Origin of the sequence: Mycobacterium sp. SM3041, assembly GCF_039668335.1 — a bacterium.
Classification (GTDB): Bacteria; Actinomycetota; Actinomycetes; order Mycobacteriales; family Mycobacteriaceae; genus Mycobacterium.
Window position 1 is genome coordinate 97,493 of sequence record NZ_JAYXBQ010000007.1, and the last position, 16,830, is coordinate 114,322.

Annotated in this window: 16 protein-coding genes; 10 read left to right on the forward strand and 6 right to left on the reverse strand. The window is 69.5% G+C overall.

Going from position 1 to position 16,830, the window contains the following annotated elements:
- Positions 1-71 precede the first annotated feature (71 nt).
- Positions 72-2,027 (forward strand): asparagine synthase (glutamine-hydrolyzing), encoded by a 1,956-nt coding sequence (gene asnB / locus VXD91_RS03555; RefSeq protein ID WP_212812103.1) that lies wholly within the window; start codon positions 72-74, stop codon positions 2,025-2,027.
- 77 nt (positions 2,028-2,104) lie between these two features.
- On the opposite strand, the gene VXD91_RS03560 is transcribed toward asnB, so the two are convergent.
- Positions 2,105-3,079 carry a carbohydrate kinase family protein gene (locus tag VXD91_RS03560; RefSeq protein WP_212812104.1) on the reverse strand — a complete coding sequence of 325 codons (975 nt, stop codon included), beginning with the start codon at positions 3,077-3,079 and terminating at the stop codon, positions 2,105-2,107.
- Positions 3,080-3,143: 64 nt separating this feature from the next.
- On the opposite strand from VXD91_RS03560, the gene VXD91_RS03565 reads away from it, so the two are divergent.
- Positions 3,144-3,776 carry a hypothetical protein gene (locus VXD91_RS03565; protein WP_212812105.1) on the forward strand — a complete coding sequence of 211 codons (633 nt, stop codon included), beginning with the start codon at positions 3,144-3,146 and terminating at the stop codon, positions 3,774-3,776.
- A 30-nt stretch (positions 3,777-3,806) separates the two neighbouring features.
- Here VXD91_RS03565 and VXD91_RS03570 read toward each other — a convergent pair whose 3' ends face one another.
- Positions 3,807-4,175 carry an iron-sulfur cluster assembly accessory protein gene (locus tag VXD91_RS03570; RefSeq protein ID WP_020103564.1) on the reverse strand — a complete coding sequence of 123 codons (369 nt, stop codon included), beginning with the start codon at positions 4,173-4,175 and terminating at the stop codon, positions 3,807-3,809.
- 45 nt (positions 4,176-4,220) lie between these two features.
- Positions 4,221-5,285, reverse strand: a complete 1,065-nt coding sequence (locus tag VXD91_RS03575; RefSeq protein ID WP_318985177.1) for a glycerate kinase — start codon at positions 5,283-5,285, stop codon at positions 4,221-4,223.
- 71 nt (positions 5,286-5,356) lie between these two features.
- Between VXD91_RS03575 and VXD91_RS03580 the strand changes: the two genes are divergently transcribed.
- From VXD91_RS03580 to VXD91_RS03595, 4 genes are read left to right on the forward strand one after another with little or no spacing between them, the layout of a single operon-like run.
- Entirely contained in the window at positions 5,357-6,037 is a 681-nt protein-coding gene (locus tag VXD91_RS03580) for a DUF3043 domain-containing protein (protein WP_212812107.1), read from the forward strand.
- A gap of 5 nt (positions 6,038-6,042) precedes the next feature.
- The gene (locus VXD91_RS03585) at positions 6,043-6,582 is read left to right on the forward strand and encodes a bifunctional adenosylcobinamide kinase/adenosylcobinamide-phosphate guanylyltransferase (RefSeq protein WP_212812108.1); all 540 of its coding nucleotides are present in this window, start codon (positions 6,043-6,045) and stop codon (positions 6,580-6,582) included.
- On the forward strand, positions 6,579-7,640 hold the full coding sequence (gene cobT / locus VXD91_RS03590; RefSeq protein ID WP_346414658.1) for a nicotinate-nucleotide--dimethylbenzimidazole phosphoribosyltransferase: 1,062 nt from the start codon (positions 6,579-6,581) through the stop codon (positions 7,638-7,640). Before VXD91_RS03585 ends, cobT begins: the two co-directional genes overlap by 4 nt.
- A gap of 2 nt (positions 7,641-7,642) precedes the next feature.
- Positions 7,643-8,365, forward strand: a complete 723-nt coding sequence (locus tag VXD91_RS03595; RefSeq protein ID WP_212812110.1) for an adenosylcobinamide-GDP ribazoletransferase — start codon at positions 7,643-7,645, stop codon at positions 8,363-8,365.
- A gap of 58 nt (positions 8,366-8,423) precedes the next feature.
- Here the strand turns inward: VXD91_RS03595 and VXD91_RS03600 are convergent, their stop codons facing one another.
- Positions 8,424-9,542, reverse strand: coding sequence for a branched-chain amino acid aminotransferase (locus VXD91_RS03600; protein ID WP_020103558.1), 1,119 nt, complete (start codon positions 9,540-9,542; stop codon positions 8,424-8,426).
- A gap of 42 nt (positions 9,543-9,584) precedes the next feature.
- On the reverse strand, positions 9,585-10,709 hold the full coding sequence (gene gcvT / locus VXD91_RS03605) for a glycine cleavage system aminomethyltransferase GcvT (RefSeq protein ID WP_212812111.1): 1,125 nt from the start codon (positions 10,707-10,709) through the stop codon (positions 9,585-9,587).
- 116 nt (positions 10,710-10,825) lie between these two features.
- Here gcvT and VXD91_RS03610 point away from each other — a divergent pair, with 116 nt between their 5' ends.
- The 3 genes from VXD91_RS03610 (at position 10,826) to VXD91_RS03620 (ending at position 13,899) form a co-directional block, all read left to right on the forward strand.
- The gene (locus tag VXD91_RS03610; protein ID WP_244872603.1) at positions 10,826-11,932 is read left to right on the forward strand and encodes an adenylate/guanylate cyclase domain-containing protein; all 1,107 of its coding nucleotides are present in this window, start codon (positions 10,826-10,828) and stop codon (positions 11,930-11,932) included.
- 17 nt (positions 11,933-11,949) lie between these two features.
- Complete coding sequence (locus VXD91_RS03615; protein ID WP_212812113.1) at positions 11,950-13,455, forward strand: leucyl aminopeptidase; 1,506 nt, start codon at positions 11,950-11,952, stop codon at positions 13,453-13,455.
- A gap of 93 nt (positions 13,456-13,548) precedes the next feature.
- Positions 13,549-13,899, forward strand: coding sequence for a hypothetical protein (locus VXD91_RS03620; protein ID WP_212812114.1), 351 nt, complete (start codon positions 13,549-13,551; stop codon positions 13,897-13,899).
- 6 nt (positions 13,900-13,905) lie between these two features.
- Here VXD91_RS03620 and VXD91_RS03625 read toward each other — a convergent pair whose 3' ends face one another.
- Positions 13,906-14,841 carry an alpha/beta fold hydrolase gene (locus tag VXD91_RS03625; RefSeq protein ID WP_212812115.1) on the reverse strand — a complete coding sequence of 312 codons (936 nt, stop codon included), beginning with the start codon at positions 14,839-14,841 and terminating at the stop codon, positions 13,906-13,908.
- Between the two features lie 191 nt (positions 14,842-15,032).
- On the opposite strand from VXD91_RS03625, the gene sucB reads away from it, so the two are divergent.
- Complete coding sequence (gene sucB / locus VXD91_RS03630; RefSeq protein ID WP_346414659.1) at positions 15,033-16,826, forward strand: 2-oxoglutarate dehydrogenase, E2 component, dihydrolipoamide succinyltransferase; 1,794 nt, start codon at positions 15,033-15,035, stop codon at positions 16,824-16,826.
- Positions 16,827-16,830: the final 4 nt, after the last annotated feature.

Here is a 16,830-nt window from a genome sequence, read left to right on the forward strand (position 1 = left end):
CCGAGCGAAGCGACCGGCCAATCGGCAACGTCGGTTCTGAGTTCACCTGCCTGAACAGGCATACTGGCGCCGTGTGCGGACTGCTGGCCTACCTGGCCGACCCTGTTGCCGACCATTCCACTGACCTGGTGAACGCGGTCTCGGATGCCACGCATCCGATGCGCCACCGGGGTCCGGACGAGTCGGGCGCCTGGGCCGACGACAGCGATCCGAGCGACGGTCATCACACCGTCGTGTTCGGCTTCAACCGACTGTCGATCATCGACATCGCGCACAGCCACCAGCCGCTGCGCTGGGGTCCGCCCGAGGCGCCGAATCGCTACGCGCTGGTGTTCAACGGCGAGATCTACAACTACCTCGAGCTGCGCGAGGAACTGCGCGCCGAGTTCGGTGCCGAGTTCGCCACCGAGGGCGACAGCGAGGCGATCGTCGCTGCCTACCACTACTGGGGCACCGCGGCGCTGAACCGCTTGCGCGGGATGTTCGCCTTCGCGCTGTGGGACACCGAGACCCGCGAGTTGTTCTGCGCGCGGGACCCGTTCGGTATCAAACCGCTGTATCTGGCGACGGGCCCGGGCGGCACCATCGTGGGCAGCGAGAAGAAGTGCATTCTCGACCTGGCGGCCCGTGCCGGCGTCGACCTGAGCATCGACGAACGTGCCGTCCAGCACTACACGGTGCTGCAGTACGTGCCCGAACCCGAGACCCTGCAGCGCGGGATCCGGCGGCTGGAGTCGGGCAGCTATGCCCGGATTCGCCCGGGCCAGCAGCCCGAGGTGACGCGCTACTTCAAGCCGAAGTTCGCCGCTGTGCCATTTGTCACAGGGCAGGAGCAGGCCCGGTACGACGAGATCACCGCCGTCCTGGAGGATTCCGTCGCCAAGCACATGCGGGCCGACGTCACCGTCGGCGCGTTCCTGTCCGGCGGCATCGACTCGACCGCGATCGCCGCGCTGGCGATGCGGCACAACCCCAAGCTGATCACCTTCACGACGGGCTTTGAGCGCGAAGGCTTTTCGGAGGTCGACGTCGCCGTCGCCTCCGCCGAGGCCATCGGGGCGCGGCACGTGACCAAGGTCGTCAGCCAGGCCGAGTTCGTCGCGGCGCTGCCCGAGATCGTCTGGTACCTGGACGAGCCGGTGGCCGACCCGGCGCTGGTGCCCTTGTTCTTCATCGCCCGCGAGGCCCGCAAGCACGTCAAGGTGGTGCTCTCCGGTGAGGGCGCCGACGAGCTGTTCGGCGGCTACACCATCTACCGGGAACCGTTGTCGCTCAAGGCCTTCGACCGTGTCCCGCGGGGACTGCGGCGCGGGCTCGGCAAGGCCTCGAAGTCACTGCCCGACGGCATGCGCGGCAAGAGCCTGCTGCACCGCGGGTCGCTGACGCTCGAGGAGCGCTACTACGGCAACGCCCGCAGCTTCTCCGACGAGCAACTGCAGGCAACCCTGGCGCAGTTCAACCCGGAGTGGACCCACACCGACGTGACGGCGCCGATCTACGCCGAGTCCGCGGGCTGGGACCCCGTGGCGCGCATGCAGCATCTGGACCTGTTCACCTGGCTGCGCGGCGACATCCTGGTCAAGGCCGACAAGATGACCATGGCCAATTCCCTGGAACTGCGGGTGCCGTTCCTGGATCCCGAGGTGTTCGCGGTCGCGTCCAAGCTGCCGTACGACCAGAAGATCACCCGCACCACGACCAAGTACGCACTGCGGCGGGCCCTCGAGCCCATCGTCCCGGCGCATGTGCTGCACCGCGCGAAGCTGGGGTTCCCGGTGCCGATCCGGCACTGGCTGCGCTCGGGCGAACTGCTGGAGTGGGCCTACGCGACGGTCGACGCGTCGCAGGCCGGGCATCTCATCGACCTCGACGCCGTCCGCCAGATGCTCGAGGAGCACCGGGGCGGCGTCAGCGATCACAGCCGCCGGCTGTGGACGGTGCTGATCTTCATGCTGTGGCACGCCATCTTCATCGAGGGCAGCGTCACGCCGCAGATCAGCGAGCCCGTCTACCCCGTCGAACTCTGACCACTACGCCGAAAGTGCGGGAAACGACCGCGAATTCGCACTGAATTCGGTCGTTTCCCGCACTTTCGGCGTAGTGCTTATGCGAGCGCTGCGGCGATCTCGTCGGCCGCTTCGGCGCCGAACGCGGCCGACAGCCGCGGCAGCGCAGTCGTCTTGTCCCAGGTCCACTCCTGCGGACCCGGGGCCTCGAGCACCAGGGTGGCCACGAGCGAGGCCAGCTGAGCGGCCCGCTCGAGGCTCAGGCCGGCGCCGCGGCCGGTGAGGAAGCCGGCGCGGAACGCGTCACCGATACCGGTCGGGTCGACCTTCTCGTTCTCGGGCACGACGTCGACGTGGACGAACGAGCCGTCACGGCCGACGATGTCGACGCCCTTCTCCCCCAGCGTGGTGACGCGCAGCTCGATCTGGCTCATCACCTCGGCCTCGGACCAGCCGGACTTCTGCAGCAGCAGGTCCCACTCGTAGTCGTTGGTGAACAGGTAGGCGGCGCCGTCGATGAGGCGACGGATCTCCTCGCCCGACAGGCGGGCCAGCTGCTGGCTGGGGTCCGCGGCGAACGACAGACCCAGCTTCCGGCATTCCTCGGTGTGCAGGAACATGGCCTCGGGGTCGTTGGCCCCGATGATCACGAGCTCGGGCTCACCCTGAGCGGCGACGAGATCGGCAAGCTTGATGTTGCGCGCCTCCGACATGGCACCCGGATAGAACGACGCCAGCTGCGCCATGTCCTCGTCGGTGGTGCAAACGAATCGTGCGGTGTAGGCGGAGTCGGACACCAGCACCTGCGAGCAGTCGACGCCGTGCGACGTCAGCCAGCCGCGGTAATCGTCGAAGTCCTTGCCCACCGCGCCGACCAGCGTCGGGCTACCGCCCAGGATGCCGATGGCGTAGGCGATGTTGCCGGCGACGCCGCCGCGGTGCACCACCAGGTCGTCGACCAAGAAGCTCAGCGACACCTTCTGCAGGTGTTCGGCCAGCAACTGCTCGGCGAATCGGCCGGGGAAGCGCATCAAATGGTCGGTCGCGATCGATCCGGTCACGGCAATGGTCATTCGGCGAGCTTACCCAGGCTGAGGTCCGGGCTGCCCTGCGCGGGTGCGCTAGCCTGTGGACAACATGGACGGCGCATATCCGTACCCGGAATCGATCCCCCCGCAGCCGGGTCCGGGGAACTCCACCTACGGTGCCCCTTACAGCGGCCCGCCGACGTCGTACCCGACGACTCTCCCACCGGCCGTGGAATACCCGTCGGGCGGCGGTAACAACACCAAGCGAATCCTGCTGGTCGTCGGCGCTGTGCTTGCGGTCGTCGCCGTCATCGGCGGCATCATCTTCGCGGTGCGCAGCACCAGCGATCGCGGCCTGACCGACGCCTCCGCCAAGTCCGCCATCCAGGGCTATCTCAACGCGCTGTTGCAGCAGGACAAGCAGACGGTGGCACGCCACGCCCTGTGCGGCCTGTATGACGGCATCAAGGATCACGCCACGGATTTCACGGTGGCGAATCTGGCCAGTGATGCGTTCCGCAAGCAGTTCGGTCAGGCGGATGTGACGTCGATCGACAAGATCGTGATGCTGTCACCGAATCAGGCGCAGGTGCTGTTCACCATGAAGGTGGCGCCGTCGGGCCGGCTGCCGCGCGGTTCGGGACCGAAGAACAACGAATTGCAGGCTGTCGCACAGCTGCTGGTGCAGCCGCGCGAGACCCTGGTCTGCTCGTACCTGCCGCGTCCGGCGGACTCCCTGTAGGAGACCGCCGGACCAGCACGGTCGGCTATCTCAGTTGAACGAATCGCCGCAGGCGCAGGAGCCGGTGGCGTTCGGGTTGTCGATGGTGAAGCCCTGCTTCTCGATGGTGTCGACGAAGTCGATGGTGGCGCCCTGGACGTACGGGGCACTCATCCGGTCGACGGTCAGGTTGACGCCGCCCACGTTGGTGGTGAGGTCACCATCGAGGGTGCGGTCATCGAAGAAGAGGTTGTAACGCAGGCCGGCGCAGCCGCCCGGTTGCACGGCGATACGCAGCGCGAGGTCGTCACGGCCTTCCTGGTCCAGCAGAGCCTTGGCCTTGGCGGCCGCCGCGTCCGACAAGATCACGCCGTGGGTCTCGGTCGAGGTACCGGTGCTGGTCGCGTCCTCAACAGTCATTGCATCTCCCTGGTGCATCGATTGCCTGGCACTATCCAGGCACCATCAACGGTACCTTGTCGGGCCGGTATTCCCGAGTTCAGCGGCTACGCCCGTAGCTAATCCGGTCAGCTGGTTGGCCGCATCGCTCATGGCCAGTTCCACCGACCCGGCGTGGTCGGTGATCGAATACGCGGCCGTCACCCCGGCGGCGGCCAGCGCGGACGGGTCCAGCGTCACCTGCCCGGCCAGCACCAGCACAGGCGTGCCGGCGGCCTGGCCCACCAGCGCGCTGATCACCTTGCCGTGCAGCGACTGGTCGTCGAACCGGCCCTCACCGGTGATGACGAGGTCGGCGGCAGCCAGGTCCGCGGCCAGCCCGGTGTGTGTGGCGATGACCGTCGCGCCCGACTCGCGCCGGCCGCCCAGCGCCAGCAGTGCCGCGCCGAGGCCGCCGGCAGCGCCGGCTCCCGGTTCGACGGCGACGTCCCGGCCGGCCACCGATTCGAGTTCGCGGGCCCACGCCGTGAGCCGCTGCTCCAGCAGCTCCACCGTGGCGGGATCGGCCCCCTTCTGCGGACCGAACACCGCGGCCGCACCCATCGGCCCCAAAAGTGGGTGTTCGACGTCGGAGGCGACGATGACCTCGACACCGGCCAGCCTCTGACATGCCGGCGTCAGCCCGCCCAATGCGGCGACGAGCCCCAGGCCGCCGTCGGTGCACGAACTGCCGCCGAGGCCCACGACCACCTTCTGCGCGCCCGCCGTCAGCGCCGCGTCGACAAGCTGGCCTACGCCGAAGCTGGTGGCATCCAGCGCGGTCCGCACCGTCGGCGGCCCGCCGAGCAGCGCCAATCCGCAGGCCTGCGCGCACTCGATGTAGGCGGTGTCCTGGTGCAGCACCCAGTGCGCGGTGACGTCGCGATCCAGCGGGCCGCGCACCGTCGCGGTCTGCAGCCCGCCCAGCCGCTCGGCCAGGACGTCGACGAAGCCCGGGCCGCCATCGGACTGCGGGGCGAGCACCAGCGTGTCGGCCGGCCGCGCGGCGGCCCAGCCCGCGGCGATCGCCGCCGCGGCCTCGACCGCGGTGAGGCTGTCGCCGTAACAGTCGGGGGCGACCAGAACTCTCATCGGAGCAGGTTAAGCCGCCCACAGCTCGGGTGCATGACGGCCGAGCCCGGCCACCGAAGTAACCTGACACCGTGAATCTGCTGGGCCGCAAGAAGGACAACGCCGACTCCGGAGACGAGAGCGGCAATGCTGACGACGTCGACGTGACCGTCGACTCGGGCGACGACGCCGGGGCCCGCACCACGGCGCCCAAGGGCCGCCCGACCCCCAAGCAGAGCGCGAACCGCAAGCGCGGCCCGGTCGCACCGGCGCCGATGACGACGGCCGAGGCGCGCAAGCGCCGCAAGGAACTGCGCAACTCGAAGACCAAGGAAGAGCGCAAGGCCGACCGAGTGGCCCGCCGCGCCGACATGGATGCGCGCCGCGCCAAGATGATGGCCGGCGACGAGGCCTACCTGCTGCCCCGCGACAAGGGTCCGGTCAAGCGCTACGTCCGCGATCTCGTCGATTCCCGGCGCAACGTGCTGGGGCTGTTCATGCCGTCGGCGCTGGTGCTGGTGTTCTTCATGATGGCGCTGCCGCCCGTGCAGACCCAGGGCCTGCTGTCGGTCGCGATGCTGGGTCTGATGGTGATCATGGCCATCGACGGTGTGCTGCTGAGCCGGCGCATCAACAAGCGGGTCGACGCGAAGTTCCCGGGCAACACCGAAAGCGGTTGGAAGCTGGGCTTCTACGCGTCCAGCCGGGCTTCGCAGCTGCGCCGGATGCGCGTGCCGAAGCCGCAGGTCAACCGCGGAGACAAGGTCGACTGAGCCCGGTGCGCACCCTGGTGCTCGGCGGCATCCGGTCGGGCAAGTCGCAGTGGGCCGAGGATTGGGTCGCCGGTGCGGCGGGTCCGGGCGGATCGGTGCGCTACGTCGCGACCGGTTCCGTCGCCGGTGACGCCGACTTCGCGGCCCGGGTTTCGGCACACCGGAACCGCCGGCCGGCACACTGGTCGACCGTCGAATCCGCCGATGTGGCAACGACTTTGCGTGGCTCGGCTGCCGCCACCATGGTCGACGACATCGGCGGCTGGCTGGTCGCCGCCATGGACCGGCGCGGCGCATGGGAAGGGGCTCGGTCCGGCGCCTCCCTTCGGACCGATATCGACGAATTGACCTCTGCGGTCCACGAATTCACCGCGCCACTGGCCCTGGTCAGCCCGGAGGTCGGCCTGACCGTCGTCCCCGCCACGGAGTCGGGCCGCCGGTTCGCCGACGAGCTGGGCGCGCTCAACCAGCGCCTGGCCGCCGTCTGCGACCGCGTGGTGCTGGTGGTGGCCGGCCAGCCTCTCACCGTCAAGGAGCCCCGATGAGCGATCCCCGCGCCCAGTTCCCCGACCTCACCAAACCGGACGCCGATGTGCGGGAGGCCGCCCTCGCGCGCCAGCTGACCCTGACCAAGCCGCCGGGCTCCCTGGGACGTCTCGAGGATCTGTCGGTCTGGGTGTCGGCGTGCCAAGGTGCCTGTCCGCCAAAGCAATTCGAGCGTGCTCGGGTCGTGGTGTTCGCCGGCGACCACGGCGTGACGGCGTCCGGCGTTTCGGCATTCCCGTCCGAGGTCACCGCGCAGATGGTGGCGAACTTCGACACCGGCGGCGCCGCCATCAACGTGCTGGCCGAGGTGGCCGGCGCGACCGTGCGCGTGGCCGACATCGCCGTCGACGGCGAGGCCCACTCCCCCGCGATCGGCGCCCACAAGGTGCGACGCAGCAGCGGCAACATCGCTGTCGAGGACGCGCTGTCGACCGAGGAGGCCATCGCGGCGATCGCGGCGGGCCGCACCATTGCCGATCAGGAGGTCGACGCCGGCGCCGACCTGCTCATCGCCGGCGACATGGGCATCGGAAACACCACTCCGGCAACGACTCTGGTCGCCGCCTTGACGGCGACCGAACCCGTCGCCGTGGTGGGCCGCGGCACCGGCGTCGACGACGAGGGCTGGGCCCGCAAGACGGCGGCCATCCGCGACGCGCTGTTCCGCGCGCGTCAGGTGAAGGCCGATCCCGTTGCGCTGCTTGCCGTTTGCGGCGGTGCGGATCTGGGCGCCATGGCGGGCTTCCTGGCCCAGGCCGCCCTGCGGCGCACCCCGGTGCTGCTCGACGGCATGGTGGTGACCGCCGCGGCGCTCCTCGCCGACCGGCTGGCCCCCGGCGCGAAGGCGTGGTGGCAGGCCGGCCACCTGTCGACCGAACCCGCGCATGCGGTGGCATTGCAGCGCCTGCAACTGACGCCGATCCTGGACCTCGGCATGCGCCTGGGCGAAGGCAGCGGCGCTGCGGTGGCGCTGCCCGTGCTGCGGGCCGCGGTCGCGACGCTGGCGTCGATGGCCACGTTCGGCGAGGCGAACGTCACCGACAAGCCCGCACACTGACTGTGATCGGTTCCCTCGCTTCGGCTTTCGCGTTCAGCACCGTCCTGCCGGTGCGCAGTGACCGGCCGTTCGGGCGGGGCACACTGACTGCGCTTCCAGCGGTCGGCATCGTTCTCGGTGGTATCGCCGCGGCCGTCGTTTGGGGCGCCGGGCAGGTGTACGTGACCGGCCCACTGGCCGGGCTGCTCGCGGTGGCGGTACTACTTCTACTGACCCGGGGCCTGCACATCGACGGGCTGTCCGACACCGTCGACGGCCTCGGCTGTTACGGACCGCCCGAGCGGGCGCTGGCCGTCATGCGCGGTGGCACCGCGGGCCCGTTCGGGGTGGCCGCGATCGTGGTGGCGATCGGCGCGCAGAGCATGACGTTCGCCGCGCTGAGCCCGGTGGCGGTCGTCGTCGCTGTCACCGCGGGCCGTGTCGCCGCGCTGGCGGCCTGCCGCACGTCGGTACCGGCCGCGCCGGGCAGCACGTTGGGCGCGATGGTCGCCGGCAGTCAGCCGGTGGGGGTGGTCGCGGCGTGGACGGTGGCGGTGGCCGCGGCGTCCGCGTGGGCGACGCCGCGGCTGTGGCAGGGTCCGGTGGCCGTGCTGGTCGCGCTGGGAATCACCGCACTACTGGTGGCGCACTGCGTCCGCCGGTTCGGTGGGATCACCGGCGACGTACTGGGTGCGGCCGTCGAAGTCACGACCACGTTGACTGCCCTCGGGCTGGCCGTCCACTAGCCGCCGAATGTGAAGAAGATCGCGAGATTTCTCGCGATCTTCTTCACGTTGGCCGTGATCAGCCCAGGCGGGTCATCCAGTTGTGGGTGTCGGCGAAGGTGCCGCGCTGAATGCCGGTCAGGGTGTCGCGCAGCGCCATGGTGACCTCACCGGGCTGGCCGTCGCCGATGGTGAACTCGCCGGCCGATTCGCCGTGCCCGTACTTCACATGCGCGACGGGCGTGATGACGGCGGCGGTACCGCAGGCGAACACCTCGGTGATCTCCCCCGCGGCGGCCTTCTTCTGCCACTCGTCGATGTCGATCTTGCGTTCCTCGACGGCGAAGCCGGCGTCAACCGCCAACTGCAGCAACGAGTCCCGCGTGATGCCGGGCAGGAGCGAGCCGGACAGCTCGGGGGTGACCAGTCGTGCCGAACCACCACTGCCGAACACGAAGAACAGGTTCATGCCACCCATTTCTTCGACGTACCGGCGCTCGATGGCGTCCAGCCAGACCACCTGGTCGCAGCCCATCTCGGCGGCCTGCGCCTGCGCCAGCAGCGACGCGGCGTAGTTGCCGCCGAACTTGGCCGCGCCGGTGCCGCCCGGGCTGGCCCGCACGTACTCGGTGGACAGGTAGACCGACACCGGCTTGATGCCGCCCTTGAAGTACGCGCCGGCGGGCGAACCGATCACCAGATAGCGGTACTCGTTGGCGGGGCGCACACCCAGGCCGGGCTCGGTGGCGATGATGAACGGGCGCAGGTACAGCGACGCCTCACCACCGGCGGCCGGCACCCATTCGTTGTCGACGGCGATCAGCTGGCGCAGTGACTCGACGAAGACGTCGCCGGGCAGCTCCGGGATGGCCAGGCGCCGGCACGACGACTGCAGCCGGGCGGCGTTGGCCTCCGGACGGAACGACACGATCGAGCCGTCATTCCAGCGGTACGCCTTCAGACCCTCGAAGACCTCCTGCGCGTAGTGCAGGACGATCGCCGACGGATCGAGCTCGATGGGCCCGTATTCGGTGACCCGTGCGTCGTGCCAGCCACGGTCGACGGTGTAGTCGATGGCCACCATGTGGTCGGTGTGGAACCGCCCGAATCCGGGGTCGGCCAGAACCTGAGCCCTTACCTCATCGCTCGCCGGGTTGCTCGCGCGCGAAACGGTGAATTCGAGGGGGCCATCGGTCATATGCCGATTGTATCGCCCGTGGCTAGCGCGTTTTCGCCGCGGCTAACGCGTCTTGGCCGCCACGAACGGCGGCGCCACGACCTCGCATTCGAGCGCCCGGCCGCGGACGTCGACGGTCACCCGCGCGCCGTCGGCGATGTCGGCCGCGGTGTCGAGCAGTGCCAGCGCGATGCCGACCTTGAGGCTCGGCGAGAAGGTGCCCGACGTGGTGATGCCCACCGGCTTGGCAGGTACCTCCCCCGTCGCTTCGCTCGCCCCGGCGTCCAACACTGTCAAACCGGCCCGCAGCACGCCACGTCCGACAGCCTTCAGGCCGCGCAGCGTCCGCTTCGGCCCGGCTTCCTTCTCCGCGAGCAGCGCGTCGCGGCCCCAGAAGGCGTCCTTCTTCCAGCCGATGGCCCAGCCGCAGCGGGCCTGCAGCGGCGAAATGTCCAGCGACAGTTCATGTCCGTGCAGCGGGTAGCCCATCTCGGTGCGCAGGGTGTCGCGCGAGCCCAGCCCGGCGAGTTCACCGCCGGCATCCTTGACCGCGGCGACGAGCGCGTCGAAGACCACGCCCGCGCGGTCCCACTCGGGCAGCAGTTCGTAGCCGTGCTCACCGGTGTAGCCGGTGCGGCACACCCGAACCGGGACGCCGTTGTACTCGGCGTCGGCGTAGCCCATGTAGTCCATGTCGGTCGGCAGCCCGAGCGCGGTGAGCACGTCGGTGGATTTCGGCCCCTGCACCGCGAGCACGGCGTAGGAGCGGTGCTCGTCGGTGATGGTCAGTTCGGGCGGGGCGACGCGCTGCAGCTCGGCGACGACGGCGGCGGTGTTGGCCGCGTTGGGCACCAGGAAGATCTCGTCGGCGGAGACGTAGTAGGCGATCAGATCGTCGATCACGCCGCCGGACTCGTTGCAGCACAACGTGTATTGCGCCTTGCCCGGACCGATGCGGCGCAGGTCGTTGGTGAAGGCGGAGTTGACGAACTCGGCGGCGCCGGGGCCACGCACGAGCGCCTTGCCGAGGTGGCTGACGTCGAAGAGCCCGACGGTCTCGCGGGTGGCGTTGTGCTCGGCCACGGTGCCGGCGTACGACACCGGCATCAACCAGCCCCCGAATTCGGCGAAACTCGCCCCGAGTTCGCGGTGACGGTCTTCCAGCGGGCCCTGCAACAGTTCGCTCACGGCCAGTCAGCCTAGTGCTTGCGCCTCGGATCGCAGTCGGTATGTGGCTGTGATCCGAGGCGTTATCGATGGTCAGATCGCCCCGCCGGTCCCCCGGTAGCTGGCAGACTCGTTTCGTGGTCGATTTCGACGCCCTGGAAGCCGCGGGCATCGCCGATGCCCGCCGGCGCGCACCGCTCATCGAGTATCTGGACGGCCTGGGCTTCACCGCGGAGCAGATGGTCACGGCCGAGCGCCAGGGGCGGTTGTTCGGCTTGGCCGGCGACGTCGTGCAGTGGTCGGGGCAGCCCAGCCACAGCCTGACCGCCGCCGCTGAGGCGCTCGGATTACCGCTGGCCGACGTCGAGCAGGCCTGGGCGGTGCTGGGCCTGACGGTCGCCGACCCGAACACACCGACGCTCACCGACAACGACATCGAGGCGCTGCGCACCTGGGCCGACCTGCGGACGGCGATCGGCGACGACGCCGCGACGGGCTTCCTCCGGGTGATCGGCGCCAGTGTGGCGCGGGTGGCCGAGGCGCTGGCGTCGATGAGCCGCGCCGGTCTGCCGGAACTCGACCTGGCCCACAGCCACGACGAACTCGTGACGGCGCAGGCCTACCGATCGGCGGCCGCCTTCATTCCGCGCATCGGCGGCATGATCGACTCCTTTCACCGCCACCACTTGTTCGCTGCCCGAACGTATTTCGATGCCGTCGCCCGCCGCGAGCCATTGACGGTGGACTGCGGTGTCGGGTTTGCCGACCTGTCCAATTTCACGCAGCTCACGCAACGGCTCACGCCGGCCGACCTGACCAGCCTGCTCAACGAGTTCAACGCCATCACGAACGACGTGGTGCACGCCGACGGCGGCCGGGTGGTCAAGTTCATCGGCGATGCGGTGATGTGGGTCAGTGCCACACCCGAGTCGCTGGCGCGGGTCGCCATGGACCTGGTGCACCATCCGCGGCCGAAGATGGCCCACATCAGCGTGCGGGCCGGTCTGAGTTTCGGCTCGGTGGTGGCCACCGGTGGTGATTACTTCGGCAATCCGGTGAATCTGGCGGCCCGCCTGGTGGCCGCAGCCGAGCCGGGGCAGATTCTGGTGGCCGCACCGTGGTACGACATGCCGGGCAAATGGCCGGTGGCGCCGCGGGAGCCTTTGGTACTCAAGGGCTTCAACGACCCGGTGACCGCGTTCGAGCTGTGCCCGGAGGCTGAGCGGGCGGCCCGGCAGGCGTGATGACTAGGGTGGGACCGGTGAGCAGCGCACCCGGTTACCAGTCCCCCGCCGTCACCGTCGCATCCGCCCTGCCGTCCGATCTGGACGCCGCGGTGCTGATCGTGCCGGTCATCACCGGCGAGAACGACGAGGCCACGGTTCTGGCCAACCCGTTCCTGGACGCCGAAGCCACCGGCGAGATCGAGGTGGCATTGAAGACCCTTGGCGCGAAGGGTTCGACCGAGCAGGTGACGCGCGTGCTCGTGCCGTCGCTGCCGGTGGCCAGCGTGCTGGCCGTCGGCCTCGGCAAGGACCGCGACGAGTGGCCGGCCGACGTCATCCGCCGCGCCGCCGGCGTGGCGGCCCGCGCCCTCAACGGCACCGAGACCGTCGTGACCACCCTGTCCGAAGTGGACGTGGCCGCTGCCGTCGAAGGCCTGATCCTCGGCGCCTACCGCTTCTCCGAATTCCGCAGCGCGAAGACCGCCCCGAAGGAGGCGGGCCTCACGGCGCTGACGGTGCTGTCCACCGCCGACGACGCCGAGACCGCAGCGGCCCGCGGCGTCGATGTCGCGACTGCCGTGGCGACGGCCCGCGACTTCGTCAACACCCCGCCGAGCCACCTGTACCCGGGCGAATTCGCCAAGCGCGCAAAGGCTTTGGGTAAGTCGGCGGGCCTCGAGGTCGAGGTGCTGGGCAAGAAGGAACTGGAGGACGCCGGATACGGCGGCATCGTGGGTGTCGGCAAGGGCTCGTCCCGCGGGCCGCGCCTGGTGCGGCTGACCTACCGTTCCGGCAAGAAGAACGCCAAGAAGGTGGCGCTGGTGGGCAAGGGCATCACCTTCGACACCGGCGGCATCTCGATCAAGCCGGCCGCCAACATGCACCACATGACCTCCGACATGGGCGGTGCCGCGGCCGTCATCGCGACCGTCGTGCTGGCGGCGCGTCAGAAGCTGGCGGTCGACGTCACCGCGACCGTCCCCATGGCCGAGAACATGCCGTCGTCGACGGCGCAGCGGCCCGGCGATGTCCTGACGCAGTACGGCGGCACCACCATCGAGGTGCTCAACACCGATGCCGAGGGCCGGCTCATCCTGGCCGACGCCATCGTCCGCGCCTGCGAGGACAACCCCGACTACCTCATCGAGACGTCGACGCTGACCGGCGCGCAACTGGTCGCGCTCGGCACGCGCACCCCCGGCGTGATGGGTAGCGACGAGTTCCGCGACCGGGTCGCGAAGCTGTCGCAGCAGGTCGGCGAGAACGCGTGGGCGATGCCACTGCCCGAGGAGTTGAAGGACGACCTGAAGTCGACGGTCGCCGACCTGGCGAATGTCAGCGGCGCGCGCAACGCGGGCATGCTGGTGGCCGGGGTGTACCTGCGCGAGTTCGTCGCCGACGGTGTGCAGTGGGCACACCTCGACGTCGCCGGCCCGGCGTACAACACCGGCGGCCCGTGGGGCTACACCGGCAAGGGTGGCACCGGCGTCCCGACCCGCACGATGTTCGCCGTGCTGGAGGACATCGCCGCCAACGGCTGACCACGCACACAACGACAGCTCGGCGGTAGCTGAGACGACGGCAGTTACCGAATTTTTCTACCGCCGAGCTTGTCCGAGGCGTACCGTTCCTGCATGAATAAGTACATTCAGCTGGCTGCCGTCACAGCCACTGTTATCGGCATGGAATTAGCCGGGATGAGCGGTGCCGCACAGGCGCTTGCCGATCCCGAAGACGAGGACATCATCGCCGACCAGTTGTGTCCCTTCCGGAATGTGATCGACCGGCTGGGCGGCGACGATCAGTGCGACCCCGGATACAACAACGGCGACAACAACGGCGGCGGGCTGTTCTACAACAACGGCATGCCGTGCGACAGCGTCGCGTTCCAGAACCCGGCCTGCAATCCCACGGTCAACGTGAACGTGAACCACGAGGGCGAAGTCACGCACAACGTCAACGTCAACGGCGAGCCGCCCCGATAGGCCGCCCTAGCCGGCTTTGCTGCCGACCTGAGCCAGTTGCAGCTCTGGCGTGGGCGCGGCGCCGGCGACATGCTCGGCGAGTTCGCGGGCGGCGGTGGCGAGCAGCTCCGGATGTGACATCGGCGACCAGTGTCCCGACTCGATGTCCCGGCGCCACAACTGCGAGACCCATTGGGGCGTCTCGTTGTACAGGTACGGGCGCACGAACTGGTCGCCGCGGTTGACGATCACCTGCACAGGCACCGTGACGTAGTGGTCGCGCCGGCCCTTGAAAAGGGTGCGCCAGTAGTTGGCCGGGTACACCTTGAGGCTGTTCGCGGCGTCGGTCGCGAAGGTGTCCGAATGCCGAATCTGGTTGTCGGACATGCCATCCAGCCACTTCAGCAGGAGCGGAATGATGGTCGGCACGCTGGCGCGCACCAGCACTCGCGCCACGAGCGGGATCGAGAAGAAGCCCTGGTATGTCAGCCGCAGGAACTGCGACACCGATTGCAGGAACCGCGCCGGCTGATACGGCCGCTTGAGACCCTCCATGATGAAGCGCCGGGTGTGGTCGGCGCTCGGCCCCGAGGTCGAGGTGAACGACGCGACGCGGTCCACCGACTCCGGTCGCGACAGGTACTCCCAGATACCGACCGAGCCCCAGTCATGGGCCAGCACGTGGACCTTCTGACCGGGCGCCAGCGCGGCGATGACGGCCGCGAAGTCGTCGGCGTAGTGCGCCATGGTGTACGACGAAACCTTCTTGGGCACACCGGAATTGCGCGAGCCACGGTTGTCGTAGCGGATCACCCGGTAGGTGTCGGCGAGGTGCGGCACCGTGGCGTCCCACATGTCGTGCGAGTCGGGCCAGCCGTGCACCAGCACCATCACCGGGCCGTCGGGGTTGCCCTCGTCGTAGGTCGCGATCCGCGTCCCGTCGGCACTGTCCACAAACTGCATCGCCACACCCGCCTGACCTCAAAGTATCCCGTACCGCCGGTACTGGTTCGATTGCGACAGTAGCCTGCTCAGCGAGGGTGTCAACACAGCGGGACAAAGTCCCGACCCGCCCCTCCTCGACTGCGCGAGCATGACAGGATGGGCCCTGTAGACATTCGAAGTGACGAGCGACTTTTCGAGGAGTCAACGTAATGGCCATCTCCGTCCAGATGCCCGCACTCGGTGAGAGCGTTACCGAGGGGACCGTCACTCGATGGCTCAAGCAGGAGGGCGACACCGTCGCGGTCGACGAGCCCCTGCTCGAGGTGTCCACCGACAAGGTCGACACCGAAATCCCGTCGCCGGCAGCCGGTGTCCTGACCAAGATCGTCGCGCAGGAAGACGACGTGGTCGAGATCGGCGGCGAGCTCGCCGTCATCGGTGAGGCCGGCGAGTCCCCGGCTCCGTCCGCCCCCGAGCCCGCAGCGGCACCCGAGCCGGAGCCCACCCCGGCTCCCGAGCCCGCCGCCGAAGCCCCGGCTCCGGCCGCCGAAACTCCCGCGCCGGCACCCGCATCGGCCCCCGCCCCGGCCGCCTCCGACGCGACCGACGCCACCTCGATCGTGATGCCGACGCTCGGCGAGTCCGTCACCGAGGGCACCGTGACCCGCTGGCTCAAGAAGGTCGGCGACTCCGTGGAGGTCGACGAGCCCCTGGTCGAGGTGTCCACCGACAAGGTCGACACCGAAATCCCGTCGCCGATCGCCGGCGTGCTGCTGTCCATCACCGCCGACGAGGACGACGTCGTGTCCATCGGTGGCGAGCTCGCCAAGATCGGTGCCGCCGGTTCGGCCCCGGCCGCCGCCCCGGCCCCCGAAGCCCCGGCACCGGCACCCGCCCCCGAGCCTGCCGCCGCGCCGACGCCACCGCCGGCTCCCCCGGCTCCGGCCGCACCGACCCCGCCGCCGGCCCCCGCGCCCGCTCCCGCCCCGGCCGCTCCGGCGCCCGCCGCTCCGGCTGCTGCGGCCCCGGCCGCGTCGTCGTCGGACGACGCCAGCCCGTACGTCACCCCGCTGGTGCGAAAGTTGGCTGCCGAGAACAACGTTGACCTCGCATCGGTGCAGGGCACCGGTGTCGGTGGTCGCATCCGCAAGCAGGACGTGCTCGCCGCGGCGGAGGCCGCCAAGGCCCCGGCCGCACCTGCCGCCGCTTCGTCCGCCCCGGCCCCCGCAGCTCCGGCGGCGAAGGCCCCGGCCGCCGCACCGGCTCCGGCCCTGGCGCACCTGCGTGGCACCACGCAGAAGGCCACCCGGATCCGGCAGATCACGGCCAAGAAGACGCGCGAGTCGCTGCAGACCACGGCGCAGCTGACGCAGACCCACGAGGTCGACATGACCCGCATCGTCTCGCTGCGGGCGCGCGCCAAGAACTCGTTCGCCGAGCGCGAGGGTGTGAACCTGACCTACCTGCCGTTCATCGCCCGCGCGGTGATCGACGCGTTGAAGATCCACCCGAACGTCAACGCCAGCTACAACGAGGAAACCAAGGAGATCACCTACTACGACGCCGAGCACCTCGGCTTCGCGGTGGACACCGAGCAGGGCCTGCTGTCGCCGGTCGTGCACAACGCCGGTGACCTGTCCCTCGGTGGCCTCGCGCGGGCGATCGTCGACATCGCCGACCGCGCCCGCTCGGGCAATCTGCGGCCCGACGAGCTGGCCGGTGGCACCTTCACGATCACCAACATCGGCAGCCAGGGCGCCCTGTTCGACACCCCGATCTTGGTCCCGCCGCAGGCGGCCATGCTCGGCACCGGCGCCATCGTCAAGCGGCCGCGCGTCGTCGTGGACGAGAGCGGCAACGAGTCGATCGGTGTCCGGTCGGTCTGCTACCTGCCGCTGACCTACGACCACCGCCTGATCGACGGCGCCGACGCCGGACGGTTCGTGACCACCATCAAACGTCGTCTCGAAGAGGGTGCGTTCGAGGCCGACCTGGGGCTGTAATCCC